This window comes from Cyanobium sp. T1G-Tous, assembly GCF_024345455.1.
Lineage (GTDB): Bacteria > Cyanobacteriota > Cyanobacteriia > PCC-6307 > Cyanobiaceae > Cyanobium_A.
In genome coordinates, this window is sequence record NZ_JAGQBD010000004.1 from 114,939 (window position 1) to 141,637 (window position 26,699).

Annotated in this window: 31 protein-coding genes; 18 read left to right on the forward strand and 13 right to left on the reverse strand. The window is 61.1% G+C overall.

Annotation, left to right across the window (positions count from 1 at the left end):
* Positions 1 to 79: 79 nt before the first annotated feature.
* The 4 genes from KBY75_RS04365 to KBY75_RS04380 are packed head-to-tail and all read left to right on the forward strand — an operon-like array spanning position 80 to position 4,823.
* The gene (locus KBY75_RS04365) at positions 80 to 655 is read left to right on the forward strand and encodes a biotin transporter BioY (RefSeq protein WP_255023089.1); all 576 of its coding nucleotides are present in this window, start codon (positions 80 to 82) and stop codon (positions 653 to 655) included.
* Positions 652 to 1,119, forward strand: coding sequence for a signal peptidase II (gene lspA, locus KBY75_RS04370; protein WP_254936822.1), 468 nt, complete (start codon positions 652 to 654; stop codon positions 1,117 to 1,119). The genes KBY75_RS04365 and lspA overlap by 4 nt, the downstream gene beginning before the upstream one ends.
* Positions 1,100 to 3,265, forward strand: a complete 2,166-nt coding sequence (locus tag KBY75_RS04375; protein ID WP_255023090.1) for a transglycosylase domain-containing protein — start codon at positions 1,100 to 1,102, stop codon at positions 3,263 to 3,265. Before lspA ends, KBY75_RS04375 begins: the two co-directional genes overlap by 20 nt.
* Positions 3,266 to 3,275: 10 nt before the next feature.
* Positions 3,276 to 4,823, forward strand: coding sequence for a DUF697 domain-containing protein (locus KBY75_RS04380; protein ID WP_396097944.1), 1,548 nt, complete (start codon positions 3,276 to 3,278; stop codon positions 4,821 to 4,823).
* A gap of 182 nt (positions 4,824 to 5,005) precedes the next feature.
* Here KBY75_RS04380 and KBY75_RS04385 read toward each other — a convergent pair whose 3' ends face one another.
* Complete coding sequence (locus KBY75_RS04385; RefSeq protein WP_255023091.1) at positions 5,006 to 6,421, reverse strand: aminotransferase class V-fold PLP-dependent enzyme; 1,416 nt, start codon at positions 6,419 to 6,421, stop codon at positions 5,006 to 5,008.
* 94 nt (positions 6,422 to 6,515) lie between these two features.
* Between KBY75_RS04385 and KBY75_RS04390 the strand changes: the two genes are divergently transcribed.
* Complete coding sequence (locus KBY75_RS04390; protein WP_254936825.1) at positions 6,516 to 7,004, forward strand: nucleoside deaminase; 489 nt, start codon at positions 6,516 to 6,518, stop codon at positions 7,002 to 7,004.
* Here KBY75_RS04390 and KBY75_RS04395 read toward each other — a convergent pair.
* Together KBY75_RS04395 and KBY75_RS04400 are read right to left on the reverse strand one after the other, a co-directional pair.
* Positions 6,967 to 8,145 (reverse strand): alanine--glyoxylate aminotransferase family protein, encoded by a 1,179-nt coding sequence (locus KBY75_RS04395; RefSeq protein ID WP_255023092.1) that lies wholly within the window; start codon positions 8,143 to 8,145, stop codon positions 6,967 to 6,969. The two genes, KBY75_RS04390 and KBY75_RS04395, sit on opposite strands and share 38 nt — an antisense overlap.
* A gap of 62 nt (positions 8,146 to 8,207) precedes the next feature.
* Complete coding sequence (locus tag KBY75_RS04400) at positions 8,208 to 8,726, reverse strand: allophycocyanin subunit beta (protein WP_254936827.1); 519 nt, start codon at positions 8,724 to 8,726, stop codon at positions 8,208 to 8,210.
* 208 nt (positions 8,727 to 8,934) lie between these two features.
* Here KBY75_RS04400 and glnA point away from each other — a divergent pair, with 208 nt between their 5' ends.
* From glnA to KBY75_RS04415, 3 genes are all read left to right on the forward strand, one after another.
* Positions 8,935 to 10,353 carry a type I glutamate--ammonia ligase gene (glnA, locus tag KBY75_RS04405; protein WP_254936828.1) on the forward strand — a complete coding sequence of 473 codons (1,419 nt, stop codon included), beginning with the start codon at positions 8,935 to 8,937 and terminating at the stop codon, positions 10,351 to 10,353.
* Between the two features lie 26 nt (positions 10,354 to 10,379).
* A complete protein-coding gene (locus tag KBY75_RS04410; RefSeq protein ID WP_255023093.1) occupies positions 10,380 to 10,580 on the forward strand; it encodes a hypothetical protein in 201 nt (66 codons plus the stop codon).
* A 154-nt stretch (positions 10,581 to 10,734) separates the two neighbouring features.
* Positions 10,735 to 11,793 carry a class I SAM-dependent methyltransferase gene (locus KBY75_RS04415; protein WP_255023094.1) on the forward strand — a complete coding sequence of 353 codons (1,059 nt, stop codon included), beginning with the start codon at positions 10,735 to 10,737 and terminating at the stop codon, positions 11,791 to 11,793.
* On the opposite strand, the gene KBY75_RS04420 is transcribed toward KBY75_RS04415, so the two are convergent.
* Positions 11,790 to 12,059 carry a hypothetical protein gene (locus tag KBY75_RS04420; protein ID WP_106501840.1) on the reverse strand — a complete coding sequence of 90 codons (270 nt, stop codon included), beginning with the start codon at positions 12,057 to 12,059 and terminating at the stop codon, positions 11,790 to 11,792. The genes KBY75_RS04415 and KBY75_RS04420 overlap by 4 nt on opposite strands.
* A gap of 52 nt (positions 12,060 to 12,111) precedes the next feature.
* On the opposite strand from KBY75_RS04420, the gene KBY75_RS04425 reads away from it, so the two are divergent.
* The gene (locus KBY75_RS04425) at positions 12,112 to 12,447 is read left to right on the forward strand and encodes a DUF6439 family protein (RefSeq protein ID WP_315859052.1); all 336 of its coding nucleotides are present in this window, start codon (positions 12,112 to 12,114) and stop codon (positions 12,445 to 12,447) included.
* Here KBY75_RS04425 and KBY75_RS04430 read toward each other — a convergent pair.
* Both KBY75_RS04430 and KBY75_RS04435 read right to left on the reverse strand, forming a co-directional pair.
* Positions 12,374 to 12,823, reverse strand: coding sequence for an ATP-binding protein (locus KBY75_RS04430; RefSeq protein WP_255023095.1), 450 nt, complete (start codon positions 12,821 to 12,823; stop codon positions 12,374 to 12,376). The two genes, KBY75_RS04425 and KBY75_RS04430, sit on opposite strands and share 74 nt — an antisense overlap.
* 55 nt (positions 12,824 to 12,878) lie before the next feature.
* Positions 12,879 to 13,607, reverse strand: a complete 729-nt coding sequence (locus tag KBY75_RS04435) for a GUN4 domain-containing protein (RefSeq protein ID WP_255023096.1) — start codon at positions 13,605 to 13,607, stop codon at positions 12,879 to 12,881.
* A gap of 68 nt (positions 13,608 to 13,675) precedes the next feature.
* Here KBY75_RS04435 and mnmH point away from each other — a divergent pair, with 68 nt between their 5' ends.
* The 4 genes from mnmH to KBY75_RS04455 are packed head-to-tail and all read left to right on the forward strand — an operon-like array spanning position 13,676 to position 17,238.
* Positions 13,676 to 14,722: a tRNA 2-selenouridine(34) synthase MnmH gene (mnmH, locus tag KBY75_RS04440; RefSeq protein ID WP_255023097.1), complete on the forward strand. Its 1,047-nt coding sequence runs from the start codon at positions 13,676 to 13,678 to the stop codon at positions 14,720 to 14,722.
* Between the two features lie 45 nt (positions 14,723 to 14,767).
* A complete protein-coding gene (psb28, locus tag KBY75_RS04445; protein ID WP_254936836.1) occupies positions 14,768 to 15,139 on the forward strand; it encodes a photosystem II reaction center protein Psb28 in 372 nt (123 codons plus the stop codon).
* A gap of 4 nt (positions 15,140 to 15,143) precedes the next feature.
* On the forward strand, positions 15,144 to 16,232 hold the full coding sequence (locus tag KBY75_RS04450; RefSeq protein WP_255023098.1) for an AI-2E family transporter: 1,089 nt from the start codon (positions 15,144 to 15,146) through the stop codon (positions 16,230 to 16,232).
* Positions 16,233 to 16,236: 4 nt separating this feature from the next.
* Positions 16,237 to 17,238 carry an AI-2E family transporter gene (locus KBY75_RS04455; RefSeq protein WP_255023099.1) on the forward strand — a complete coding sequence of 334 codons (1,002 nt, stop codon included), beginning with the start codon at positions 16,237 to 16,239 and terminating at the stop codon, positions 17,236 to 17,238.
* A gap of 281 nt (positions 17,239 to 17,519) precedes the next feature.
* Here KBY75_RS04455 and secF read toward each other — a convergent pair whose 3' ends face one another.
* The 6 genes from secF to rsmA all read right to left on the reverse strand — a co-directional run bounded on the left by secF (position 17,520) and on the right by rsmA (position 23,187).
* Positions 17,520 to 18,461, reverse strand: coding sequence for a protein translocase subunit SecF (gene secF, locus KBY75_RS04465; RefSeq protein ID WP_255023100.1), 942 nt, complete (start codon positions 18,459 to 18,461; stop codon positions 17,520 to 17,522).
* 31 nt (positions 18,462 to 18,492) lie between these two features.
* Positions 18,493 to 19,962, reverse strand: a complete 1,470-nt coding sequence (gene secD / locus KBY75_RS04470; RefSeq protein ID WP_254936840.1) for a protein translocase subunit SecD — start codon at positions 19,960 to 19,962, stop codon at positions 18,493 to 18,495.
* Between the two features lie 2 nt (positions 19,963 to 19,964).
* Positions 19,965 to 20,948: a pyruvate dehydrogenase complex E1 component subunit beta gene (locus KBY75_RS04475; protein WP_255023101.1), complete on the reverse strand. Its 984-nt coding sequence runs from the start codon at positions 20,946 to 20,948 to the stop codon at positions 19,965 to 19,967.
* A 139-nt stretch (positions 20,949 to 21,087) separates the two neighbouring features.
* Positions 21,088 to 21,423, reverse strand: coding sequence for a DUF3082 domain-containing protein (locus KBY75_RS04480; RefSeq protein ID WP_255023102.1), 336 nt, complete (start codon positions 21,421 to 21,423; stop codon positions 21,088 to 21,090).
* Entirely contained in the window at positions 21,420 to 22,355 is a 936-nt protein-coding gene (gene ispE / locus KBY75_RS04485) for a 4-(cytidine 5'-diphospho)-2-C-methyl-D-erythritol kinase (protein ID WP_255023103.1), read from the reverse strand. The genes KBY75_RS04480 and ispE overlap by 4 nt, the downstream gene beginning before the upstream one ends.
* A complete protein-coding gene (rsmA, locus tag KBY75_RS04490) occupies positions 22,348 to 23,187 on the reverse strand; it encodes a 16S rRNA (adenine(1518)-N(6)/adenine(1519)-N(6))-dimethyltransferase RsmA (RefSeq protein ID WP_254936844.1) in 840 nt (279 codons plus the stop codon). Before rsmA ends, ispE begins: the two co-directional genes overlap by 8 nt.
* A gap of 80 nt (positions 23,188 to 23,267) precedes the next feature.
* On the opposite strand from rsmA, the gene KBY75_RS04495 reads away from it, so the two are divergent.
* The gene (locus KBY75_RS04495) at positions 23,268 to 23,498 is read left to right on the forward strand and encodes a hypothetical protein (RefSeq protein ID WP_255023104.1); all 231 of its coding nucleotides are present in this window, start codon (positions 23,268 to 23,270) and stop codon (positions 23,496 to 23,498) included.
* Here the strand turns inward: KBY75_RS04495 and KBY75_RS04500 are convergent.
* On the reverse strand, positions 23,492 to 23,857 hold the full coding sequence (locus KBY75_RS04500; RefSeq protein WP_255023105.1) for a YraN family protein: 366 nt from the start codon (positions 23,855 to 23,857) through the stop codon (positions 23,492 to 23,494). The two genes, KBY75_RS04495 and KBY75_RS04500, sit on opposite strands and share 7 nt — an antisense overlap.
* A gap of 84 nt (positions 23,858 to 23,941) precedes the next feature.
* On the opposite strand from KBY75_RS04500, the gene KBY75_RS04505 reads away from it, so the two are divergent.
* From KBY75_RS04505 to gap, 4 genes are read left to right on the forward strand one after another with little or no spacing between them, the layout of a single operon-like run.
* On the forward strand, positions 23,942 to 24,484 hold the full coding sequence (locus KBY75_RS04505) for a pentapeptide repeat-containing protein (protein WP_254936847.1): 543 nt from the start codon (positions 23,942 to 23,944) through the stop codon (positions 24,482 to 24,484).
* A gap of 10 nt (positions 24,485 to 24,494) precedes the next feature.
* Complete coding sequence (locus KBY75_RS04510; RefSeq protein WP_255023106.1) at positions 24,495 to 24,911, forward strand: hypothetical protein; 417 nt, start codon at positions 24,495 to 24,497, stop codon at positions 24,909 to 24,911.
* On the forward strand, positions 24,911 to 25,570 hold the full coding sequence (locus KBY75_RS04515; RefSeq protein ID WP_254936849.1) for a TMEM165/GDT1 family protein: 660 nt from the start codon (positions 24,911 to 24,913) through the stop codon (positions 25,568 to 25,570). The genes KBY75_RS04510 and KBY75_RS04515 overlap by 1 nt, the downstream gene beginning before the upstream one ends.
* 56 nt (positions 25,571 to 25,626) lie before the next feature.
* Positions 25,627 to 26,628, forward strand: coding sequence for a type I glyceraldehyde-3-phosphate dehydrogenase (gap, locus tag KBY75_RS04520; protein ID WP_255023107.1), 1,002 nt, complete (start codon positions 25,627 to 25,629; stop codon positions 26,626 to 26,628).
* Positions 26,629 to 26,699 lie beyond the last annotated feature (71 nt).

Consider the following 26,699-nt stretch of genomic DNA (forward strand, 5'->3'; position numbering starts at 1 on the left):
TAGCTTCTCTTGATACCTCGAAGTTAGCGGCCCCATTGGCACGACCCCCCAAAATGGCAAGCAGAAACGACGTGATCAGTTGAGGGCCCTAGCCACCTGGAGCGGCGCAATCGCCGGTCTGCTGCTGATCTTGGTAGGCGGGCTGATTCAGGCCGCCGCCCCGCTTCCGGCCGCCAGTGGGGGCTGGAACCTCACGACCCTGCCCATCACCCTCCAGGTACCGGCCCTGCTGCTCACCGCCTTGGTCTGCGGCCCCCGCAGCGGCATGCTCGCAGCAGTTGCTTACCTGAGCCTGGGCCTGTTCCAGCTGCCGGTGTTTCAGGGCGGGGGCGGTGCCGCCTACCTTTTGGATCCTGGCTTTGGTTATCTAGCTGGCTTCATCCCGGCCGCCTGGCTCACCGGCAAGCTCGTGCGCCAGCAAGGCATGGACGACCTACTGGGTTTGTTTGGCGCCGCAGTGGTCGGGCTGGGCGTCCTTCAGATCTGCGGCATAGCCAACCTATTGCTGGGAGCACTGGCTGGCCGCTGGGGACCAAATTTTGGAATCCTGCTGTTCAGCTACAGCCTGGCGCCCTTGCTACCCCAGTTGCTCCTCTGCTGCGCCGTAGCTCTGATGGCCCTGCTGCTGCGCCGTCTGCTGCTGGTGGAGTCATGAGACGGCTGCGCAACCTCGCCTACGCCAGCGCTGCCATGGTGTTGCTGCTTGACCAGCTCAGCAAGGCTCTAGCCGTTGCCAATCTGCCGCTAGGAAGCAATTCAACTTTTCTGCCGGGGCTCCTTTCCCTGCAGCTTGTCCGCAACACCGGAGCGGCCTTCAGCCTCTTCAGTGGCAACCCCCAGTTACTCGGCCTGGTGAGCCTTCTGGTCTCTATTGGTGTGGCTGTCTGGATTCAGAGGCAGGGTCAGTTGAACCTCATCCGGAGCCTTGGGGTAGGGCTGCTGCTGGGGGGAGCCCTCGGCAACGGGCTCGATCGCTGGCGCCTTGGCTTTGTGGTGGATTTTTTAGCCCTGGTGCCGGTTTCCTTCCCGGTGTTCAACCTGGCCGATGTGGCCATCAACCTGGCGGTGCTTTGCTTCGCCATCGACCTGCTGGGTAACCATGGTCAAGCAGGCGTTTGAAGCCCTAGGCCGCCGTTGGCAGCGGTTCAGCCAGCCAGGCCAAGCCCAACTCCAGGTGCATCTACCGGGCCAAGCCTCGCGCCTGGTGCCCCTGCACCCGGGTACCTATCGCATCGGGCGCGACAACGACTGCCAAATTTGCGTTGATCATCCGGCGGTCAGCCGCCAGCACGCCCTGCTGGAGCGGCGCGGATCCCACTGGTTGCTCAGCGACGACAGCTCAACCAATGGCCTGTGGTGGCAGGGCCGGCGGGTGCAGCAGTTGCTGCTTCGCGACGGCGACAGCCTGCGCTTCGGCCCCAGCCAGGAGGCGGGACTGCCCGAGCTCGATTTTCAGATCCGTCCCCTGCCCCAGCTGCAAAGGTTGCTGCGGGCAACGAGCCTGATGCTTGCGGCGGCGGCCCTAGGCGGCCTTGGCCTGCAGGCCATCTCTGGCCTCCAGGTGCCGATTCGCGGCAGCCTCGCCACGGTGCGGGGGCCGCTGGTGCTCTACGACCGGCAGGGCAAAGCAATCGCAACTGCCCAGGCCAAGGAGCATCGGGAGCTCAAAGCCTTGCAGGGCTATCCCCGGGTGTTGATCGATGCCCTGCTTGCTAGTGAAGACAGCCGCTTCTGGTGGCATCCAGGCGTCGACCCAGTTGGTACGGGCCGAGCCCTTGTTACCAACGTGCTCGGAGGAAGGGTGCTGGAGGGCGGCAGCACTCTCACCCAGCAACTGGCCCGCAGCTTGTACCCCGATCAGGTGGGACAAGGTGAAACCCTTGGCCGCAAGTGGCGTGAGCTGCTGGTGGCGCTACAGCTCGAGGCCCGTTTCAGCAAGCGGGATTTGCTACTGAGCTACCTCAACCGGGTTTATCTAGGCGTTGGCTGGGGTTTTGAGGATGCCTCCCGCCACTATTTCGGTAAGCCCGCCAGCGACCTGAAGCTTGAGGAGGCCGCCCTACTGGTGGGCCTGCTTCCCTCACCCAATGGCTACGACCCGTGTTTCGATCCCCAGGCGGCCCTGAGCTCCCGCAATGCCGTGCTCAGCAAGATGGGAGATACGGGCCGCATCAGTGCCGACCAGGCCCGCAGCGGGCGCCGCAGCCCAATCCGGCTTTCGCCCCAGGCCTGCCGCAGTAGCAGCTCTCTTCGCGGAGTCCCCTTTTATTCAGACCAGGTGGGCCGCGACCTCGATCAGCTGGTGGGGGCAGAGGTGGCTGCCGAGGGTAATTTCCTGATCGATACCTATTTGGATCGCAACCTGCAGGAGCAGGTGGAGCGGTTGCTGCGCCAACGACTTAGCGCCAGCAAGACGCTGGGGGTAGGCGAAGGGGCCGTAGTGGTGCTCGATTCACGCACCGGCGGCATCCTTGCCCTTGCCGGCGGTCGTGACTACCGCCAAAGCCAGTTCAATCGGGCCACGATGGCCCTGCGCCAGCCCGGCAGCACCTTCAAGCTGATTCCCTATTTGGTCGCTCTCGAGCGGGGCGGTAAGCCCAGTGATCCAATCAGCTGCTCGCCATTGCGCTGGCGCGGTCAGAGCTTCAGCAGCGGTTGTGGTGGCAATTTGAGCCTGGTATATGCCTTCGCTATCAGCAGCAACACGGCAGCGCTGCGTCTGGCCCAGCGGGTAGGGCTTGATGCACTGGTGCAGAAAGCTCGCGATCTTGGCTTCACCAGCCCCCTGGCGGCCGTGCCCGGATTGGCCCTCGGCCAGAGCGAGGTAACCCTGCTGGAGCTCACAGCTGCCTACGCGGCAATCGCCAACGGTGGCGTTTGGCACTCCCCCAGCACAATTCGGCGCCTTACCGATGGAGAGGCATGTAACGGCCAGTCATCAAGCCAGTGCCGCCAGGCCAACGCCCCCACAACATCCCAGGCGGGACGCCGGGTCAGCAGCGAGGCGACGGCCCGCGCCATGCAGCAGTTGCTGCGGGCCGTGGTGCAGCGGGGTACGGGCCAGATGGCCAGTCTTGGCGGCCAGGAGGGTGGCAAAACCGGCACAACCAATGACAGCCGCGATTTGCTCTTTGTCGGCTATGAACCCCAGCGCCATTGGGTGGTGGGTATCTGGTTGGGTAATGACGACAACAGCCCCAGCCGCGCCAGCAGCGCCTTGGCTGCAGGACTGTGGAGCGAGATCATCCGAGCAGCCCGACCCTGATGCCTGAGTTGTGAGCACCCGCACCCGCCTGTGGATGATCGCCGGCCTAGCTGTGCTGGCCCTGATCGCCGTTGGCGCATTGCTGCAGGGGGTCAACAACCTCTACTGGCAACTGAGCTGGTATTTGCCGAGCTGGATTGTTCAGCCGGTGTTTGCTCTTGTTTTCGCTGGCTTCGTGCTGCTGCTTGTGCAACTGGCCTGGCCGTGGCTGCGGACCATTACCGGCAAGGCCAGGTCAGGAGCGGCCGCCAGCTTGCCGCCGCCGGGTAACCGGCGGGAAGCAGCTGCCCAAAACCTGGCCGCCATCGATCAAACCCTCGATCGGGTGCGCGATGCGGTGGAGCGGGAAGCCCTGCGTCAAGAGCGGCAGCGCATGCAGGCCGAGCTCGAACGGGGCGATCTCGTGATTGTGCTGTTTGGTACGGGGTCGGCAGGCAAAACCTCTCTGATCCGGGCCCTGCTGCAAGAGCTGGTGGGCAAGGTGGGAGCAGCCATGGGATCTACCAGCGAAACCCAGCGCTATCGCCTGCGGCTGCGCAGCCTGCAGCGAGCCGTGGTTTTAGTTGACACGCCCGGCATCCTCGAAGCAGGTCCTGCTGGGCTAGAGAGGGAGCGGCTCGCCCGCGACCAGGCAAGCAAGGCGGACCTGCTTCTGCTCGTGGTGGACGGCGACCTGCGCGCCGCCGAGCTTGAGGTTTTTGATGCCCTGGCTGGTCTGGGAAAGCGGCTGATGCTGGTGCTCAACAAGTGCGACCTGCGCGGTGAGCAGGAGGAAGCAAGGTTGCTGCAGCTGCTGCGCCAACGCAGCCGCGAGCACATTGCGGCCGAAGACGTGATCCCCGCCAGCGCGGCACCCCAGAGCGTGCCCATGCCAGGGGGGCGTCCCTTGCAGCCAGCCGCCGAGGTCGATGCCCTGTTACGCCGTATCGCCGCCGTACTCCACGCCGACGGGGAAGAACTGATTGCCGACAATCTGCTTTTGCAGTGCCGGCGGCTCAGTGAGGCCAGCCGCTCCCTGCTGACCCGGCAGCGCCGCAGCGACTGCGAGGTGATCGTTGATCGCTACATGTGGATCGGAGCCGGGGTGCTTGCCGTCACACCCCTGCCTGGTCTGGATCTGCTCGGTGCCGCAGCTGTAAACGCCCAAATGGTGGTGGAGATCGCCCGTATTTATGGCATCAGCATGAGTCGCCAAAGTGCCCAAGATCTGGCCCTTTCCGTTGGACGCACCATGGCTGGCCTCGGGCTGGTGAAGGGGGGCGTCAGCCTGCTTAGTGCGGCCCTAAGCCTGAACGTACCTGCTCTGGTTGTGAGCCGTGCCATTCAGGCGGTCAGTGCTGCCTGGCTCACCCGGGTTGCGGGGCTGAGCTTCATCACCTACTTCGAGCGCGACCAAGAATGGGGCGACGGTGGTGTGCAGGAGGTCGTGCAGCAGCAATACGACCTCAGCCGACGCGACGGGGCCATGAGTCGCTTCCTTAAAGCCGCCTTCAGCCGGGTGGTGCAACCACTGCAGGCAAAGCAGCGGAGTTTGCCGCCAAGGCCTGGGCCCGACTGACCGGCAGCTCGCCCAAGGCCTCCGGTGGTGGTGGCTGCAGTGGTCCCCGGCTATCAAGCACCACGATCATGGCCAAATAAAGAACGCCGATTAATACCGAAATGGCGCCAGTCACAACCGCGACCCAACGGCCTCGGCCGGAGCTCGTCACAGCAGGGGGTTCACTCACAGGAGGAGGTGTATCAGGGTTGTTCATCGAGGCTGGCATGCACCACCCTGGCGAGGTTCTCGAGGTGGGCTGGTTTGGTGTGGGGGTTACCGAGCACGGCCTTGAGATGGTGGCGCCCGGCGTAGTGAGGCCGCGAAAGCATCAGCTGCTCCTGGAGCAGACGCTGGCGAGTGCGATCGCTCCATGCTTGGCTGGCAGCGGCATCAAGTTGATGGGGGGTGAAGGCCAGCAGATGGAAGGAGCCACCGATCAACTGCAGCCGCTCGTTGGGTGCCAGTAGGGCCTGAAGCTGGCGGCGACGCTGAATAGCCCCATCGAGCACCGCTTCGATCCCCACCAGGCCAAGCTGCCGCAAACCGAGCCAAAGCTTGAGAATTTCACCGGGGCGGGTGCCCTGCAGGCCACTTTCACCGCCGTGGATACCACCCCAGCTCGGCTCCATGTAGGGCAGTCCGGTGTGAAACGCCTCCGCCAGTGCCTGGGGGCGGGCCAGCAATAGCAAGGAGGAGGCTTTGGTGATTCCCAGCAGTTTCTGGGGATTGATCGTGATCGAATCGGCTCGCTCCAGGCCAGCAACCCGATGGCGGTGGGCAGGCACCAGGCCAAACACGGCGCCGATGGCCCCATCCACATGCAGCCACTGGCCGCGCCGCTGGCAAATCCCAGCTATCTCACTGAGGGGGTCGACTGCCCCCCGAACGGTGGTGCCAGCGGTAGCAACTACCGCGATTACAGGCTTCCCAGCCCGCTCGAGTTGATCAAGCTCCAGCTCCAAAGCGGTTGGATCTAGTCGGCCCTGGCTATCGACTGCCACCGGCCGCAGGGCCTCAGGCGGTAAGCCCATCACCGCCAGTGCTTTAGCGAGGGAGACATGGGCATCAATGCTTGCCACCACCACCGCCCGGCCGTCTATGGCCAAACCCCGCTGGCGTCTCGCTGCGACCAGGGCCATCAAGTTGGAAAGGGTGCCGCCGCTGGCGGCCACACCACCACTACCAGCAGGCAGGCCCAGCTGCTCAGCCAGCCAGGCCGTGAGGCTGCGCTCTAGTCGGCTCAAGCTGGGGGACAATTCCTCAGCCAACATGTTGTTGTTAAGGCCGGCGCAGATCAAATCTGCAGCCACCGAGGCCGGCAGTGGTGGTGGGTCGAGATGGGCAAGGGCACCGGGGTGGTTGGGATTAAAGGCCCCATCCATCACGAGCTGCAGATCGGCCAACAGCATCTCCGGAGCCAAACCGTGACCTTCCGGCTCCACCGGTGGCAAAACGCTCAAGCCGGGCAGTGGCGAGCGTTCTGCAGCACTACCAAGCCACACACAGAGCTGCCGTGAAGCCTGCTCTAAAAAGTCCTGCAGCCTGGGGTCTAGCTGCTCCGGACTGGCGAAGGGCAGGGGCTGGCTGGCCCGCGGGGGAGGGGGGGCGCTAGCCAACGAAAACCGATCGGATCAAGCCATTCTCACCTGTGGAGGTGGGCTACAAGTGGGTTTGTGCTGCGGGCAGCAAGCAGTGGATCGTTCCCAACTCATGGGCCCATCAGGGCCCCAGCTGCAGCGCCAGTGGATGCAACTGCTGCTGCGCCACGCAGAACGGGCCGGAAACCAGGGCGAAATTCCCGTCGCCGCTGTGGTGCTCGATGAAGGCGGACGCTGTATCGGCTGGGGCAGCAATCGACGCGAACAGCACAACGATCCCCTTGGACACGCAGAACTGGTGGCCCTTGGCCAGGCGGCCCGTTTGCGCGGCGACTGGAGATTTAATGGCTGCACTTTGCTGGTGAGCCTGGAACCTTGCCCGATGTGTGCCGGTGCCTTGGTGCAAGCCCGCATGGGAACTGTAATTTTCGGCGCTACGGATCCGAAAAGGGGCGCCCTCGGCAGTTGCCTTGACTTAGCCAGCAACGCCAGTGCCCATCACCACATGACGGTGATCGGAGGGGTTTTGGGCGAACAGGCCAGCGGTCTGCTGGCGAGCTGGTTTAAGCGGCGACGGCAGCAGGGGCAACTGCAGGCATGAAGGCTGGCAGCTCGGTTTCAAACAGGTTGAGCAGGAGGTCGACGTTTTGAGGCTGGCTGTTGTAACCCATCAGGCCGATCCGCCAAACCTTGCCCGCCAGGGCGCCCAAGCCTCCACCCACCTCAATTCCATGCTTAGTGAGCAGGTGCTGAGAGAAGGCTTTGCCATCAACTCCTGCGGGGATGCGCACTGTGGTGAGGGTGGGAAGGCGCAGGGCTGCCGGGGCATGCAGCTCGAGCCCGAGGGCTTCGAGACCAGCCCATAGGAGCTCGGAATTGCTGCGGTGGCGGGCCCAGGCTGCCTCCAGTCCCTCCTCGGCAAGCAGGCGCAGGGCTTCGCGCATGCCGAAATTCATATTTACTGGCGCTGTGTGGTGGTACACCCGATCACTGCCCCAGTACTGATTCAGCAGGGTGACGTCCAGGTACCAGTTGGGGACCTTGCCCGCCCGGGCCATCATTTTTGCCTCGGCTCGCGGGCCCATGGTGAAGGGTCCAAGCCCAGGAGGACAGCTCAGGCCCTTCTGGCTGCAGCTGTAGGCCAGATCCACCTTCCATTCATCGAGGTAGAGGGGCACCGCACCAAGGGAGGTGACGGTATCAAGCAAGAGCAGGCAGTCGTGCTGACGGCAGAGATCGCCGATGCCCTCCATGGGCTGGCAGATCCCGGTGGATGTTTCGGCGTGGACGATGGCCAGAATTTTGGGCCGATGGGTGGCTACGGCGTGCTCGAGTTCCGCAAGGCTGAAAGCTTCCCCCCAGGGCTTCTCGATCGTCACAACATTGGCCCGATAGCGACCGGCCATGTCGGCCAGACGCAGGCCGAAGTAGCCCTTGACGGCCACCAAAACAGTGTCGCCGGGCTCAATCGTGTTGGCAAGACTGGCTTCCATGGCCGCACTGCCGGTGCCGCTCATTGGAATGGTGAGGCGGTTGTCGGTCTGCCAGGCGTAGCGGAGCAGATCCTGCACCTCACCCATCAGCTCGACGTAAAGGGGGTCGAGGTGACCAATCGGCATTCGGGCCAGGGCCTGAAGCACGGTGGGATGGGCATTGGAGGGGCCAGGACCGAGCAGCAGACGATCCGGCGTGGCTATGGGAGCCAGCGTGCGGCGATGGGCTGAATTAACTGGTGGCAGCACGGGCAGGGGAACCAAGACCAGGATTGAGCGTGTAAATCGAGCCTAAGTAGCAATTACGGGGCCTAGCGGGCCCGCAGATTGGTGGCACCAAGACCACGGCAGAGATGGTCAAAGGGGGCCCTAACCACTGCCGCCGATGCCACACCCGCATCGAGCAGCATCTCGCAGACCACATCAGCCATCAAGGCAATGCTGCGCACGGTGGGGCCGGTCGGTACGCCAAGACTCTTGTAGGTGTCGTCGAGACCGTTCAGCACCCGCTCGTTGAGGATCGATGCGTCGTCGGCGATCAGGGCATAGCTGGCGTAACGCAGGAAGTAATCCATGTCCCGCAGGCAAGCCGAAAGGCGCCTTGTGGTGTAGGCGTTGCCACCGGGCAGGATCAGCTCGGGATCGGCAAGCCAGAGGCGCTGGGCCGCCTCGCGCACGATGGCCGCAGCCTCACGGTTGATCAGCTCCACCGCAGCCAGGCGCACGCTGGATTCGGAGTAATAAATGCTGATGCGGTCGATCGCATCGCGGTCTAAGTAGCGGCCGAGCTGGTCATAACGGCCAATTAGACCAGTGATGGCATCGCGCATGGCGGAATCAAATCGACGCACCTGTATCGAAAACTAGCACTCACATTCCGCCAAATCCCAGGCCAGGGATGGGTTCTGGGGAAGTTGACAGAAACGGTTACGCAATCCTCTCCGTCAGTTTGGTTACGGGCGCTACCAATTAGCGTCTGGCCGATCCGTACGGTCCGGCAACGCCGCAACCTGTCGGCACCCATCCTTCTTGTTCGTAATGGCCCAAACAGCCCAAGACGTCCTCCGTCAGATCCATGAGGAGGGAATCGAGCTGATCGACCTCAAGTTTGTCGACTTGCATGGCAAGTGGCAGCACCTGACGGTCTGCCGCGACCTGATCGACGAGGCCTCCTTCAGCGATGGCGTCGCCTTTGACGGCTCCTCGATACGGGGCTGGAAGGCGATCAACGAATCGGACATGGCGATGGTGCCGGACCCCAACACCGCCTGGATCGATCCCTTTTACAGCCACAAAACTTTGAGCCTGATCTGCTCGATCCAGGAGCCCCGAAGTGGCAAGCCCTATGGCCGTTGTCCCCGGGCCTTGGCCCAGAAAGCGCTCAACTACCTCAGTTCCACCGGTATCGCCGATACCGCCTACTTCGGGCCGGAGCCTGAATTCTTTGTCTTCGACGACGTCCGTTACAGCTCAGGCAGCGGCAGCAGCTTCTACAGCGTCGATTCAGTTGAAGCCCCTTGGAATAGCGCCCGCCTTGAGGAGGGCGGCAACCTCGCCTACAAGATTCAGTTGAAGGAGGGCTACTTCCCGGTAGCCCCCAACGACACCCTGCAGGACATGCGCACGGAGATGTTGCTCACCATGGGCAGCCTGGGGGTGCCGATCGAAAAGCAGCACCACGAGGTGGCAACAGCCCAGCATGAGCTGGGCATCAAGTTTGCCGAGCTGATCAGCGCAGCTGACAACGTGATGATCTACAAATACGTAGTGCGCAACGTTGCCCGTAAGTACGGCAAAACGGCCACCTTCATGCCCAAACCCGTGTTCGCCGATAACGGCAGCGGCATGCACGTGCACCAAAGCCTCTGGAGAGGCGGCAATCCCCTGTTTTTCGGCGAAGGCACCTACGCCAACCTTTCCCAGACTGCCCGCTGGTACATCGGTGGCCTGCTGAAGCACGCCCCCAGTTTCCTGGCCTTCACAAATCCCACCACCAATAGCTACAAGCGATTGGTGCCAGGCTTCGAAGCCCCGGTGAACCTGGTTTATTCCCAGGGCAATCGCTCCGCTGCGGTTCGCATTCCGCTCACCGGGCCGAGCCCCAAGGCCAAGCGCCTGGAATTCCGCTCCGGCGATGCCCTGTCCAACCCCTACCTCGGCTTCGCGGCCATGTTGATGGCCGGCATCGATGGCATCAAGAATCAAATCGACCCGGGAGATGGCACCGATGTTGATCTATTCGAGCTCTCCCCAGAGGAATTGGCCCGCATCTCCACTGTGCCGGCCTCTCTGAATGGTGCCCTTGAGGCCCTCGATGCAGACAAGGATTACTTGCTAGCTGGTGGTGTCTTCACCGAAGACTTCATCAACAATTGGATAACCCTTAAATACGAGGAGGTGCAGCAGCTGCGCCAGCGGCCCCACCCCCACGAGTTTGTGATGTACTACGACGCCTGAGCAGGCGCCGGTGGGCAATAGCGCAGGTGGGCGATCGCGCTTGCCTGCAGTTGCTTTGCGCGGGCCTGGCGCCTGGCCCAGGCCTGGAGCTGATGGAGGGCGTCGCCGGCGGGGTTGGGATCGTGGTGCTGGGTTATCTGGGCCAGTTCGGCGCCATGGAGGCGGTTGTCGCGGGCGTGCAACAGGCTCCAGGTTTAAAATTCAGGATCGGCATGCTGGCCTTGTAGGCGGGTCGTGGTCATGGCGTGCTCCCCTCTCTCTCAATCCAGTCTGCAGCTGTTTTGGTAGCGGTTGCTACTAAATAGCCAGAGCTTCACAGCTCTTCAGCAATCGCGGTGTGAGTTCAAATTCGCTGGAATGGGCGCAAGCCATTGCCTCGCCATGCCCGATCAGCTCACAAAACTGGCCTACCAAACCATGCAGCAGGGCAGGGCGCTGCTGGGGGTAACCCATAAGGAGGTGAGTACCAGGCTGATGGGGTTGCTTGCTCCAGATGGCACCCCCAAAACCGTGCCAATACCGCCTGAATTGCTGGGCAGCCTCAGGCAGGCGATGGCTTCATTGCACGAGCGCGACTGGCAGGAAGCAGAACAGGGGCTTTACCCGCCATCTCTGCTGTTCGATGCCCCCTGGCTGGATTGGGCCAGTCGGTATCCACTGGTTTGGCTCGATATGCCCAGCACCTGGACTCGCCGCCGGGAGCGCAACGTGCGCGATTTACCCAGCAGTGTTGATTTAGAAAATTACCCCGACTACTACCTTCAAAATTTTCATCACCAGACTGACGGCTACTTAAGCGACCACTCCGCGGCTCTCTACGACCTGCAGGTGGAAATTCTGTTTAATGGCACTGCCGACCCGATGCGGCGGCGGGTGCTTGCTCCCCTGCTGCGGGGTATCAAAGCCTTCGCCGATCGGCCAGCCGGCCAGGTGCGAGTTCTCGACCTTGCCACCGGCACCGGTCGCACCCTGCGCCAGATAAGGGCAGCTTTGCCCAAGGCCCAGCTGGTGGGATTGGATCTTTCCAGTGCCTACCTGCGCCAGGCCAACAAATGGCTAAGCCAGCTGCCCGGTGAACTTCCCCAGCTAACGCAAGGCAATGCTGAGGCATTGCCCTTTGCAGACGCAAGTTTTCAAGCGGTCACCTGCGTTTTTCTGTTCCATGAGCTGCCGGGCGAGGCCCGTCAGAACGTGATCAATCAGGCCTACCGGGTGTTGGAGCCCGGCGGGGTTGTGGTCATTGCCGACTCCGTTCAGCTTGCTGATTCACCCCAATTCAGTGCCGTAATGGAAAACTTCCGGCGGGTTTTCCATGAGCCCTATTACCGCGATTACATCTCAGATGACATCGGCGCTCGCCTTGCCCAGCCTGGCTTTGAGGGCATCACAGCCCAAAGCCATTTCATGACCCGGGTCTGGACGGCCCGCAAGCCTCGCTAGCGCTTCAGAATCCAGGCCAGGAGCAGACCGGCGGTGGCCCAGCGCAGCCCACGCCAAAACAGCACCTCCTGGCGATAGGGGGGGGCTAGCTGCTCGGGCAGAGGATCAAGCAATCTTTGGGTTAACTCAAGACGCTGGCGTTGCCGCCGCTGGTTCACTCCGGAACTTTTAGCTGTCAAAGATGCCTGGGTGAGCAACCCATCCAGCAGGTGCAGGAGGCGAATTGGTTGGCGCACCGAATGGTGGCCCAATGGTCGCGTCGGCATGGCCAGCTCCCAACGAGGCGTTACAGGCTTCAGGATGGAACCTCGAGCCTGTATGCGTCCAGTGCAAACCCCGTTGTCCAAGCAAAAACGAAGCTGGCCAGAAGGCTCCTTAGAGGTGGCTGTCGCTTTGCAGCGACATCTGGCAATAGGTGACAGGGACTGGCACGCCTTGAAGTCCCAACGCCCCCGCCGCGGCGCTGAGCAGCTTGCAGCAGCCCTGGTGCTGCTGCTTAGGGCCGATGATCCCGGGGCAACTCAAAGCTCGGACGCCCGCCGCCAGGCCATCGAGTTGGTTGAGCATGGGCTGGGCTGGCTTAAGGCTGAGCTGAGCGATCCTGGCTGCCCCAGTCACCGACCGGCGCCTGCGACGACGCTCTCTGCCGACTGACCGCCAGTTGCAACCGGTTGCCACGGTTACTCCAGCGAACGTCATCGAAGCAGTGATGAATCAAAAACAGCCCGCGGCCACCCGCCGCATCAAGCTGCTCAGGCAGGCTGGTGCGGCGAGCCGCTGGTGGCACCCCAGCTCCCTCGTCTTGCACCTGCCACACCAGCCAGTTGGGGGTTTCAATGCGGCGCACTCTCAAGCATTTGGCTGGGTCGCAACCGTTGCCATGGCGGACCGCATTGACCAGTGCTTCTTGCAGGCCAAGCTGCACCTGACCCTGAAGCTGCAGGCAGCGAATGGGCTCAATCAACAGTTCCAACAGCGGTGCCAGCTGCAGCGTTGAAGGCGTGATGAAGTCCGACCAGCGCAGGGCCATCGGGCTGAGTTACGCAGGTGCCGTTTTGACCATACGCCGCTGCCTGCACCCTGGCTCAGGCCTTGATCCGCTGTTGCAGAGCTGGGTGGTTGAGCAGGGCATCCATCAGCCGTACGCCGCGCAGTTGATTGACAAGGGGCATGTGGCCCTCAGGGGCCTCAATAGACCACTGGAAGGAGCCTGGATAGCGCGTCCAGCGGCCTGCATCCTTCCAGGCCAACTTGGGCCAGAGCAGCTCCCAGCGGCCATTGCAACTGCGTAGCAACCTGCCCTGCACCGAGAAGCCAAAACGGCCGCGTGAAAAACAGACCCAGAGCCGATCGAGGCTGTCTAGGTCGGCGGAGGCTATCGGCGGCACCTCGCTGTAGTACACGTAACCGCGGCGTACGGCTTCTGGGCCGGCCAGCTCCCGCAGCAAGCTGCTGGTTATTCGGTCAGCTTCCTCAAACTGCTGAGCCATCAGGGCCCGCTGCAGGGGTGCATAGTCCAGCCCACGGGCCGACACCGTGGCAAGCCAGCCGTCGGGATAGCGGGCCAGAAACTCTTCGCGCAGTCCATCCTGTTCATCGAGCAGGAGCTGAATTAAGAAACCAGCTGCCCAGTCATCTCCGGTGGCATCAACGCCGGCCAGATGGTCTGGGATTAGGGGCCGCAAGGCATGGCTCTGCTGCTGCAGGGTTGCCAGCAAGGCACGCCTTTGACGGGGATTGCCAGCCTGAAAGCGCTCAAGCAGGGCCCTAGGGCTGGTGCCGGTAGTGGCGGTGACCGGAGGTCCGGAAAGCATGGAAATGGAAGCCGAGCCTGAAGCAGTGCCAGCGTGGCCCACTATGTCAGCTGAGATCCTCAACAGTGATGTCGGGCCCCTGCCCTCCCCAAGATGTGAACGCATTCCTGGCGGCCAAGGGGCCGATCGTGGACGTGCGCAGCCCTGGGGAGTTTGAACAGGGTCATGTGCCCGGAGCGGTCAACCTGCCTTTGTTTAACAACGACGAGCGGGCCCAAGTTGGCACTACCTACAAGCAACAGGGACGGCAGCTTGCCGTGCAACTTGGCCTGGAATTGGTTGGTCTGAAGTTGCCATCCCTTGCCCAGGCTCTGTTGGAGCTTGCCGAAGCAGACCAGAGCCTGCGCCTGCACTGCTGGCGAGGTGGCATGCGCTCAGGCAGCATGGCTTGGCTGGCGAGCACCCTGGGGCTGCCCGTTTTGCTGTTGGAAGGCGGCTACAAGGCCTACCGCCGCTGGGTCTTGGCCTGTTTTGAGTCCGCCTGGCCCCTGCTGGTGCTGGGCGGTCGCACCGGCACTGGCAAAACCGACCTGTTGCATGCCCTTCGGCAAAGAGGGCAGGCGGTCGTTGATCTCGAGGGACTGGCCAATCACCGGGGCAGCAGTTTCGGTGGCTTGGGCCAACCACCCCAGCCGACCACTGAACATTACGAGAACCTACTGGCTGCCAGCCTTACGGCCAGCGCAGGCCAGGCACCGATCTGGCTTGAAGCCGAAAGCGCCCAGGTCGGTCGCTGCCGTATTCCCGCGGGCTTGTGGCGCCAAATGGGTGAGGCGCCGGCTGTTGAGATCCAACGACCAATCGCGGAGCGGGTTGAGCAACTGGTTGCGGTATATGGCAATCAAGGGGAGGAGTCCTTACGCCTCGCCACCGAACGCATCGCCCGGCGGCTTGGCCCCCAACGCACGGCAACTGCTCTGGATGCGATCGCCTCTCAAGACTGGGCGGCTGCCTGCCAGCAGATGCTCGACTACTACGACCGCTGCTACGACAAAGAGCTCAGCAGACGCGATAAGCCCCTGTTGTCCAGCTTCGATTTGGGCGGACTAGACCCCGATGCAGCTGCAGCTGAATTGCTGGAACCAGCTCCCTGGTGGGAGCAGCTCTGCGGGTAGTTAGTTAAGGCGGGCTCCTAGGATTGATTTTTGTTCCCGCTTGCCATGGGCGCCGCCATTCAGTTCTTCCGTGGGGTGGATGAGCCGGTCGTGCCCGACATCCGTCTCACCCGCTCGCGGGACGGCCGCACCGGCCAGGCCCTTTTCGTGTTCGAGGAGCCCGATGCCCTTGCGCCCGAAAGCATGGGCGACATTACCGGCATGTTTCTGGTCGATGAGGAAGGCGAGCTGGTCACCCGTGAAGTGAAGGCCCGCTTCGTCAACGGCAAGGCCAGCGCCTTGGAGTGCACCTTCACCTGGAAGAGCACAGAGGATTTCGATCGCTTCATGCGCTTTGCCCAGCGCTACGCCGACAGCCACGATCTGGGCTTCTCGGGCAATAAAGATGATGATCAGCCCGAGCAGGACGAGGCCTGACGCCTTGAAATTCGGCCAGTGGCTAGGCCTTTTGGCATTGGTGGCATCCCTGGTGCTGCTTTGGAGCTTGCGTCAGAGCCTGATTTACCTGTTTGCGGCTGTGGTGCTGGCTATGGCCCTTTGCACTCTGGTGGGATCAATCCGGTCCCGGCTGGGGTGCTCCAGGCCGCTGGCAGTTTTGCTCAGCCTTGGCACGGTCCTTCTGGTGCTGGCTGTGGCAGCCACCGTGGTGATCCCCCCTTTCGTTGACCAATTCAGCCAGTTGCTTGGCAAGTTGCCCGCAGCTGCCGAAACCCTGCTGGATCTCTTGAGAGACGCTCTATCGCAGGTTTCTCAAATGATTTATGGCAGCGGGGATGGCGGCCTCGCCTGGCTGCGAGAGGGGCTGGTTGGTAGCGACGCTGGCGGTGCCCCAGGGCTCTCCCCCAGCCTGAGCAGCAGCTTGGGCAGCGGCGCCCTGCGCCTGCTTGGGCTTGCAGGTGGAGTTGGCACCAGTCTGCTGCAGATCCTATTTGTAGTTGCCGTTGCTGTGATGGTGGCTGTGCAGCCCACCGCCTACCTAGAGGTGGGTGTGCTGCTAGTGCCATCTTTTTACAGGCGCCGCTTCCGTCAGGTCTTGGTGCAATGCGGCGATGCCCTAAGTGCCTGGATGGTGGGAGTGTTAATCAGCTCCCTTTGCGTGGGAATCTTGGCAGCAATCGGCTTGAGTTTGCTCGGGGTGAAGTTGGTGGCAGCAAACGCCCTGCTTGCAGGCCTGCTCAACATCATTCCAAACATCGGACCAACCCTAAGCACGGTTTTTCCGATGTCCGTGGCACTTTTAGATGCTCCCTGGAAAGCGGCAGCGGTGCTAGCGCTTTATGTCGCTGTGCAAAACCTGGAAAGCTATTTGATTACACCTTCGGTGATGCATCACCAGCTCAAGCTGCTGCCTGGCTTCACCCTCACGGCCCAATTGCTATTTACGGTTGTGTTTGGTCCGCTGGGGTTGCTGCTGGCCTTGCCTTTAGCCGTTTGCCTGCAGGTGATGGTGCGCGAACTGCTAATCCGCGACATCCTGGACCCATGGAAACGTCTGCGCCTGACAGGCTGACGCGATGAACGGCCGCACAGTGCTTGGAGCACTAGCCCTGATTGTCATTGGGCTGCTCACCTGGGAATTGCGTTGGGTGTTGCTGGTGCTGTTCGGCGCCGTGGTGCTGGCTGTTGCCCTTGACGTACCGATCACCCTGCTGCGGCGTCTTCTGCCCCTGAACCGACCAGCTGCCCTGATTGTGGTGCTGGTTTCACTGGTGTTGCTCGGCGGGGTGCTGGGTCAGCTGTTGCTGCCTGAGCTGCTGGAGCAGATCAAACAATTGACCACCCTTTTGCCTGTCTTGGCTTTGCGGCTGAGCAGCCTGGCCCGCCAGGTGGACTGGCTACCTGATCTAGAGCAGCAGTTGATGGCACTTGGTACATGGGAGCGGCTCCAGCCCCTAGGCGGCCAGCTGCTTGGCCTGGCGGGCGGTGCTGCAAACACCACAATCCAGATGCTGTTGATGGCCTTGCTGGCGATTCTGCTAGCCCTGGATCCTCGCAGTCATCAAAAGGTGATTGTTTCCCTTACTCCCAGCTTCTGGCGGCCCCAGATGCAACATCTGCTGGGTGAATCCCGCCAGGCCCTGGGTGGCTGGCTCGCCGGCATGACCCTTTCTGCCGTGAGCGTGTTTCTGCTCACCTGGGCCGGGTTAGCCCTGTTGGGTGTGCCGTTGGCCCTATTGAGCGCCCTGGTGTGCGGTCTGCTTACCTTCGTACCAACGATTGGCCCCACCGCAGCCACCTTGTTGCCACTAGCGGTGGGGCTGCTGGTGTCACCAACAAAAATGCTGCAGGTGTTAGTGCTGCGGCTCATTTTGCAAAATGCCGAAGCCTTTTTGCTTACGCCTGTGCTGCTAAGGCGAACTGTGAATTTGCTACCCACCGTTGCCCTCACTGCCCAGCTATGCCTAGGAGCACTCCTTGGGCTACCAGGAGTGCTACTTGCCTTGCCCTTAATTGTTGTTCTACAAGTTCTCTTTGAAGAAGTATTGGTAAAGGAAGTGATGGATCACTGGAATTGATTGCTGTAATTGATCTCTGGACTACCACCAGTAGTGATCGGCAGAATAATTACTAAGCTCTTTGGCGGTAGTGATGCAATAACGAAGGCAACAGCAATAGCACCGCGGTAGCAAGGAGATGATTGCGAATCGCTGCCGCCAAGGAAGTCAAGGTGAAGTGGTCTGCGAGTAGCTGCAGCTCGACTCGCAGATCCAGAAGAGCAAGCAGAGCAAGAAGGATTGGCACGAAGGAGCCTCCCAGGCTGCGCCGGCGCAGCTTTACAGCATGAGCAGGGGCCTGATTAGCGACGGGACAATACCGGTAGCAGGGTTGGAGCAACACCGATACTTGAATAAGCTCCCACCAAAATGCCAAAACTCAAGGCAATGGAGAACCAAAACAAAGTGCTACCACCAAAGAAAATGAGAGCAATCAAAGGCAGAAGGGTTGTAAGGGATGTGTAAACGGATCGGGTCAACGTACTGATCACCGCCTCATCCGCCTGATCCGCTAGGGATAAATCTTTGAGCTGGGCACGTTTCTCACGTATTCGGTCAAAGATGACCACGGTATCATTAACTGAGTAGCCAGCAATGGTAAGCAAGGCCACGGCAAAAAGGCTATTAACCTCTATACCAGCCAGCAGTCCAAGCCATGCAAACAATCCACAAGTGATCAAAACATCATGACCCAGGCAAACAAGTGCCAATAATGCATAAACGCGGTCGTAGCGTAAGGAAATATATATGGATATGCCTACGAAACTAACTAACAAAGAAACCAAGCTGGCCCTCAGCAGCTGGGAGCCAAGGGTGGGGCCAATCGTGTCTACGGACAGACCCCCCGAGACCGTATCGCCGATTTGGCTCTTAATGGACTTGATCACCGTTTCTGACTGGGCAGGGCTCAGACTGGGCAGGCGCAAGACCAGTGAGCGTCCACCATCAAGAAGCTGGACTGTGGCTCCGTTTAGTGGTGGAGCAGGATCTGAGCCATCCACTGGCAGCTTCAAGGCGACCAGGCTTGCTTGAACCGAATCAGCAGCCAACGGGGCACAGGCTGGGTCGCAGCTGCGCTCAATTTGAATCTGAGTGCCGCCGGTAAAATCAAGCCCTGGGCGCAGTGGAGCTCGGATTGAGGGCGACAACCAGCTGACAGCCATTCCCAGCAAACTCAAAAGCAACGCCACTGTTGACAGGAGCCACAGCTGGCGGCGGTGGCGATTAACGCGGAAAGAAAACATCGGCTGGTGACTAGTTGGTGCCAGGGACATCTCAGGCAACCCCCTCTGAACGTTGAACAAGCGGAATGAAATAGTTGATGCGGCGTAAGCCGGGATAGCTCATCAGTACCCGCAGAAGTGTGCGGGTGCAAGTGAGGGAACTAAACAAACTAAGCAAAACACCAATTCCAAGCGTGACCGCAAATCCCTTGACAAGCCCCGTTCCCAAAGCGAATAAAGCGATGCAGCTTATTAGCGTAGTAACCTGGCCATCAAGGATGGATGAAAATGCAAGGGCGAAGCCAGTATCTATTGAGCGAATTAAGGTATTACCAGATCGCAGCTCCTCCTTGATCCGCTCAAAAATAAGCACGTTTGCATCTACTGCCATTCCAAGCGACAAGATGAATCCAGCAATCCCTGGCAGGCTGAGTGTGACAGGGATAAGGGCATAGACGGCTAAGTTGAATAGGCCGTAAAGGGATAGGGCGACTACCGCAACGAGCCCAGCCAATCGATAAACGATCACCATGAAAACAGCTACTAGCAGCAGGCCTGTAAGGGCTGCCACAAGGCTAGTACGAATGTTTTCAGCTCCTAATGAAGGCCCAACTGTGCGCACCTCGAGGATTTTTACTGGCAGCGGCAAGGAGCCCCCTCGGAGCTGAACCTCCAAATCCCGCGCCTGTTCGGCGGTGAAATTACCCGTGATACTTGCCGAGCCTCCAGTAATGCCCGCTGCCTTGAACTCAGGGCCAACGCTTGCCTCACTTATGGAGCGACCATCCAGAACAATGCCGAGCAAACGACCAGTGCCGGCGATCGACTGGGTAAGGCTGGCAAACTTATCGCCACCGTCCTTAGTGAAACCGAGTGTCACATCCCAGCCGGTGCCTGTTTGCTGCTGCTGGCGTCCTGCGGTGACAAGATCCTTGCCGCTGAGGCCAGCTGGTTCGAATAGGGCAACAATGTCAACGTTGATACGTTGCAGGTCTGCCTCTAGCTGATCACGATCAGCTTGTTTGGTGTCAGGGGTAGTTGGTTCATCCTGCTGGGAGTCAGCAGCTTCCTTAACAGGGCCATTTAGGCGGATTAAAAGTGCCGTTGCCTGACGTTTCAGGCTGAGCAATTCCTGCATCCGCTGCTCAGTACCCGGTTTTTGAGCCCGAAATTCAAGCAATGCTGTAGTGCCAAGAACCTTGGCGGCGCGTGACGGATCTTGCTCACCAGGCAGTTGCAGCACAAGCTGATCTTCCCCGACAGTTTGCAAGGTCGATTCAGCCACACCCAAACCATTAATGCGGCGGTCAAGCACTTCCTTGACAGCATCTAGCTGCTCCTTCTGGACAGTTTTGATGGCACCGGCCGGCAAGACCTGGAGGGTTAGTTGGCTGCCACCGCGCAGATCCAGTCCCAGGCGCTGGCCTAGGGGAGTCTCCGGTGTGTTCCAGCTAAAGAGCAAGGCCCCGGCCGCAATTGCCAAGGCAAGGATCAGGGCAAACCACCCCTGTTGACGAGCCATATCTAGATCTTTCCGGCGACGAGCTGCTGGGCCGCATCAACAATCTGATGGGGCTGAATGATGGTTAGGTTTTCCAGGGCACCGTTGTAAGGGGTGGGGATGTCCTGGGAAGACAAGCGAATCGGCCGGGCATCTAGCTCATCAAAACAGTGTTCCGTAATTAAGGCGATCAATTCAGCCCCGATGCCGCCTGTCTTCATACATTCCTCTACCACAATCACCTTGTGGGTTTTGCGGATCGAGGCGGATATGGTCTCCATATCAAAGGGCTTAAGGCTGATCAGATCGATCAGCTCCACGCTCACCCCAGCCTTCTCCAACTGCTCGACAGCCTTGAGACAGTGATGGCGCATGCGTGAGTAGGTAAGAATCGTGACATCCGATCCAGCCTTTACAACCTCGGCCTGGTCAAGGGCACAGATGTAATCACCTTCCGGAATATCTTCGGAAAGGTTGTAAAGCAGCACATGCTCAAAAAAGAGCACGGGGTTGTTGTCGCGGATTGCGGCCTTCATCAGGCCTTTGGCATTGGTGGGAGTGCTCACCGCCACAATTTTGATGCCGGGTACGGCATGGAAATAGGCCTCAAGTCGCTGGCTGTGCTCAGCGCCCAGCTGGCGACCAACTCCGCCAGGACCCCTCACTACAGTAGGGATCGTGTAATTGCCGCCGCTGGTGTAACGCAACATCCCCATGTTGTTGGAGATTTGGTTGAAGGCCAGCAGCAGGAAGCCCATATTCATGCCCTCCACGATTGGGCGCAGCCCCGTCATCGCGGCGCCAACTGCCATGCCAGTAAAGGCGTTTTCAGCTATCGGGGTGTCCAGCACCCGCAGCTCACCGTATTTCTCGTAGAGATCTTTGGTGACCTTGTAAGAGCCGCCGTATTGGCCGACGTCCTCACCCATCACGCAGACGTAAGGATCTCTAGCCATCTCCTCGTCGATGGCTTCCCGAAGGGCATTGAACAGCAGCGTCTCTGCCACGTCTGGGCTTGCACCATTTAGATGCCAACCTATCTCAGCCGCCGGCGGCGAAGGTTGAGAGCAGCAACACCGAAAGCAGCATGCCGGGGAGCAGCAGCGTTACCAGCAAACCCAGATCGTGGGGAGTCATGGGGAAAAGTTAGGGCTTTTCGCCCGCCTCGGCAGGGGCCGATCCGGAACCGGACACCAAGCTGCGCACGAACACCAATGCCAGACCAATGCCAATGAAGGCAAAGCTGAAGGTGGCAAGAAACGACATGCCAACAATCAGCGTCTTGAGAGCCGTGGCGATGCTCTGGGCAATCGCCGAGCCATAGCTGGGTGGATGCAGGGCGTAGTACGCCACCAATTTCTGGCTCAGACCCAAGGCCAGCCAGGCCAGCAGAGCAGCGGTGAGCGAGCCCGAGAGGAAACTCAGCGGCCCTTTACGGGGCGCTGGATCACTGGGCTTGATAGGGGATTCGGGATTGGTCACTGAAGCAGGCTGACACCCCGATCGCTGAAGCCACAACACCAAGACTCAAAGCCAGTCTGCTCAAATCGTTCGGCTAGGTCTGCATGGGCGCTGCGAGCTTGTTCCAGGTTGGAGAACAGGGCGAAAAGTGTTGGGCCAGAACCACTCATCGCAACTGCCAGGTGTTGCTCGCTCTGGCGCAGCAATGCCAGACCCTGGCGCACGGTTTCCACCTCTGGTTCCACCACGGCCTGCAGGTCGTTGCGCAGTGGTGGCCAGGTCCTATTCCCCGCGATGGCCCCTAGCAAGGGCGCCTGGCGTAGGGCCTGACGGCGCTGCTCAAAGTCGGCTTCAGCCTCGAGATAGAAATCGCCGCGTAGCTCCTTGCAGCGTCCATAGGCCCAGGGCGTGCTGACACTCACCCCTGGGTGCTTGAGCAGCAGTAGCGCCGGAGGCTCGCTTGAATTGAAAGGCAAGGCTTCCAACAGCTCACCGCGGCCAAAGCAGAGCTGGGTGCCGCCATCAAGGCAAAACGGCATATCTGAACCAAGCTCAGCCGCCATGCTGTGCAGCTCCTGACTCTCAAAGCCCAGTCCCCATAGCTCGTTGAGACCAATCAGCGCCGCCGCTCCATTACTGGAGCCGCCCGCAAGGCCCGCCCCGATCGGGATGCGCTTCTCGAGCACGATCTGGGCGCCAAGCTCGGAAAAACCTGAGCGGGCGCGCAACATTTCACCTGCTTTGACGACCAAATTGCGTCCGTCAGTGGGCAGGTCGGCCCGATCGCACTGGAGGCTGATTTGGCCATCCGCCGTGGGCCGCAAACGCAGGCTGTCAGCCAGATCGACCGACTGCATCACCATCGCCAGCTCGTGGAAGCCATCGGGGCGCAGGCCAAGCACCTCCAAGTGCAAATTGATCTTGGCGGGGGCACGCACGCATAAATCAGCCATGGGTAGGGGCGGCAGCGGGCTCAGCAATGACCTGATTCAAGCTGCCCGCCAACGCCACCCAGGCTGCTGGCGCGATCTCCTGGGGCCGCTGCTGCAGGCCGATGCCAGCTGCTTCCGCCAACCGAGCAAGTTCAGCTTCGGGCAGCAGACCGGCCAGGGTATTGCGCATCATTTTGCGGCGAGCAGCAAAACAGCGCTTCAAAAGCATCTCCACCGTGCGGGCTAGTTGGGGCGCCAATTGCTGCTCCAGTGGCAGCGGCTCCAACAGGATCACTTCCGAATGCACTTGCGGCGGAGGCTGAAAACAGCGCGGTGGCACGGCACACACGGAGCGGCAGTTGGCCAGCAGCTGCATGCGCACGCTCAGAGCTGAAAAGGCGCTGGCGCCAGGCTCACTGCGGATCCTCTCCCCTACCTCCCGCTGCACCAGCAGCACTAGGCGGTCGTAGGGATGGGCCACCGGGCGATCGAGCCGGCCCACCAGCCGCTCTAGTAGGGGGCCGGTGATGTTGTAGGGAATGTTTGCCACAACCTTGTTGGCGGCTGGCAGCTCCACTGTCAGCACATCCCCCGAGGTGAGCTGGAAGCGCGGCTGGTCGCCAAAGCGTTCCTGCAGGCCCAGCACCAGATCGCGGTCAAGCTCCACTGCAGCCACTGCTGCCGCCGGCGTAGCCAGCAGCCGCTCGCTGAGAGCTCCTCGGCCCGGCCCCACCTCCAACACCCGATCACAGGCTTCAAGCTCTGCGGCCGCCACGATGCGCGCGAGCACCGTCTGATCTATCAACCAGTGCTGGCCGAAGCGCTTGCGGGCGCGGTGGGCAGTAAATGTCATCTTGAAGTCGTCAGGTATCCACAATGGCTGTTGCCCCAGATCCAGGCATTCATTCGCCGGCATTGATTTGCGCGGCGGCCATGGTTGCCGCTCTGCCGTTCCTGACCCTCCCCGCTCAAGCAGGCAGCGTCACCGCATCCTCTATCTGGGACAAAAGCAACGCGATTGAACGGGCCCGGCAGCAGCTTCCAGCTGGTGCGGTTGTTACCGCTGAGCGTTGCCAGGAGACGGAGGTCGGGATGGGCAACTATCGCTACCTATGCACTGTCGAATTCAGCCAGCCAGTTCCGGCGGCCACTACCGATCAGTGATCGGCACGGATCCAGCGGACAGGTCCGGGCGCCGGTGCCAGGGGCACCAAGGCAAAGACCAGCTCCACCGAGCTCTCCGCCCAAACCGGATGGTCCTCCAGCCAGCAGTGCCAGGCACGCTCCAAGCGCTGACGCTTGCCGCGGCGCAAGGCGCCGGCACCCCAACTATCTGGCCCACAACGGCTGCGACCTTTCACTTCCACCACCAACAGGCGACCTCCTTTTTCCAGCACTAGATCCAGTTCTCCCCAGCGACATGTCCACTGGCGGGTGAGCAACCGCCAACCGCTGCCGAGCAGTAGGCGCAGCACCCGCTGCTCGGCCCAGTCGCCCCGGCGGCGTGCAGTGGTGCGAGCCATTGGTTTGGAGCAGTAGCCCCCAGGGTTCCCACGCAGTGCGCTGCTAGGTGCCCTGCCTAGGCTGGAAATACACATCCAGCTGTCATGTTGCCACTTTTATCTTCCGGTCGATCCAGTTCCGGTCGTTCTCCGCGCAGCCTGGCCGGCGGGGTGCTGGCGCTGTTGTTCGCCCTGGCCAGCGCCATCGGCTTGGCCTTGGTCTCCCCCCTGCCCGCCCAGGCAGCCATGGATGTGGCCAAACAGGTACTAATTGGCGCTGATTTTCATGACCAGGATCTGAGGGGTGCCACCTTCAACCTCACAAATCTGCGGGATGCCACCTTTGCCGGCTCCGACCTGCAGGGGGCCAGCCTGTTTGGCGCCAAGCTTCAGGACGCTGACCTAAGCAACACCAACCTGAAAGAGGCAACGCTCGATTCGGCGATCTTCGATGGCACCAACCTCACCAATGCAGTGCTGGAAGACGCTTTTGCCTTCAATACCAAATTCACAAATGTGGTGATTGAGGGGGCAGATTTCACCAATGTGCCCTTGCGGGGTGATGCGCTCAAAACCCTTTGTGGTCTTGCCAGTGGGACCAACCCGGTGACCGGCCGCGACACCCGCGCCAGCCTGGGCTGCAGCTGAGAGCTAATCGATGAGCTTCGACGCCCGTAGTCGTGAACGCCTCCAGGCGCTGGGCCGCAGCCTGCCCCAACCCCTACCTAAGCCTGAGCCGCTTCAGCAAAGCCAAACCAAGGCCAGCGATAGACGCCACAAGGTGGAGCTGGAGCAAAACCCGGAGGCCCTGTTCCGGGAGCTGATGCAGGTCAGCCCCGATGGCACGGTGCCGCCCCACCTGATGGAGCGGCTGCGAGAGCTTGAGAGCCGCCGCCAGAGCGCTACCCCTGCGCCGGCGCCAACCATTGCCGCCAGCCCCACCAAGCTCCGTGGTCGCAATACCGCTGGGCGGGCCGATCGGCGCACCGCAGCTGAATATGGCGATCTATACACCGCCTTTCAGCAATTGCTGCTGGAGGACGAGGAGGACATCCCCTCAGCTATTGATAAGTGATGGCTCCACCCCTTTCCAGCGATCCCAGCCTGGCTGCCTTCGGCTCCAGCCTCACCGCCATCACCCTGGCCGAGCTGGGCGATAAAACCTTTTTCATGGCGCTGATCCTGGCGGTGCGCCACCGCGCCCGCTGGGTATTTATTGGCTCATTTGCCGCCCTAACCGCGGTCACCCTGATCTCCCTGGCCCTTGGATACGGCTTGCGGGAGCTGCTACCCCAAAGCCTGGTGCCCTGGCTGGCCGCCGTGCTCTTCCTCAGCTTTGGCATCAAGCTGCTGATCGATGCCCAGGGCATGGCTGCCAATGCGGCTACCGAGGAGAAGGCGGAGGCTGAGCAGGCGATCAATACGGCGGAAAGCAGTAAGGCCTTCAACACGGCCTGGGCCGTGATCTGGGAGGCCTTCGTGCTGGTGTTTATCGCTGAGCTAGGCGACCGAACCCAGTTCACCACGATTTTTATGGCCACTGCGCCGGCCCAGGTATTCAGCTTTGGCGGCCTGCTCGCCGGCACGCTGTTAGGTCATGCCCTGGTCACCTGGCTGGCCGTAGGCGCCGGCAAGTGGATTGGTCAATGGGTGAATGAGCGCCTGCTCTATCGCCTCAGTGGCGGCCTGTTTCTGGTGTTTGGTCTGGCGGCCCTGAGCCAGGCCCTGAGCTGATCCATTCCCCGTATGGTGCCCCCATACTTTCGCCACAGGGTTTAGGGAGCTCCAGCATGACCATTCGCATCGGCATTAACGGTTTTGGCCGCATCGGCCGCCTTGCTTTTCGCCGTGCCATGACCCTGGCGGACGTGGAGATAGTTGGTATCAACGACCTGATTGAGGTCGACTACCTGGCCTACATGCTCCGTTACGACTCCACCCACGGCCGCTTCCAGGGCGAGGTGACCGTCGAAAACGGCCAGCTGATGGTGAATGGCCAGGTAATCCGTATCAGCGCTGAGCGAGATCCAAATAACCTCAAGTGGGGTGAGGTTGGCGCCGACTACGTGCTTGAAAGCACCGGTTTTTTCCTCACCGACGACTCTGCCCGCGCTCACATCAATGCTGGCGCCAAGCGTGTGGTGATGAGCGCTCCCTCCAAAGACGCCACACCAATGTTCGTGATGGGCGTGAACCACAGCAGCTACGCCGGGCAGGACGTGGTTTCCAATGCCAGCTGCACCACCAATTGCCTGGCCCCTGTCGCCAAGGTGTTGCACGACAACTTCGGCATCGTCAATGGCTTGATGACCACGGTGCATGCCACCACCGCCACTCAGAAAACCGTGGATGGCCCTTCGGTGAAGGACTGGCGTGGCGGCCGCGGCGCGGCCCAAAACATCATCCCCAGCTCCACCGGTGCCGCTAAGGCGGTTGGCCGGGTGATCCCCGAGCTCAACGGCAAGCTCACCGGCATGGCCTTCCGCGTGCCCACCCCGGATGTCTCGGTGGTGGACCTCACCGTGAACCTGGCCAAACCCGCCAGCTACGACCAGATCAAGGCCGCCATGAAGGCTGCCAGCGAAGGCCCCATGGCCGGAATTCTTGGCTACACCGAAGACGAGGTGGTGAGCACCGACTTTCTGGGCGAGAGCTGCACCTCGGTGTTTGATGCCGGTGCCGGCATCGCCCTCACCGACACCTTCGTGAAGGTTGTGGCTTGGTACGACAACGAGTGGGGCTACAGCTGCAAGTGCCTCGACCTGATGCGCCACATGGCCAGCGTGGGATAGGGCCGGCTCAGATCCGGGAGCTGCCCCAGCGCGGCTGACCGTGGGACAGGCCGGGCACTGGAGAAGGGTCA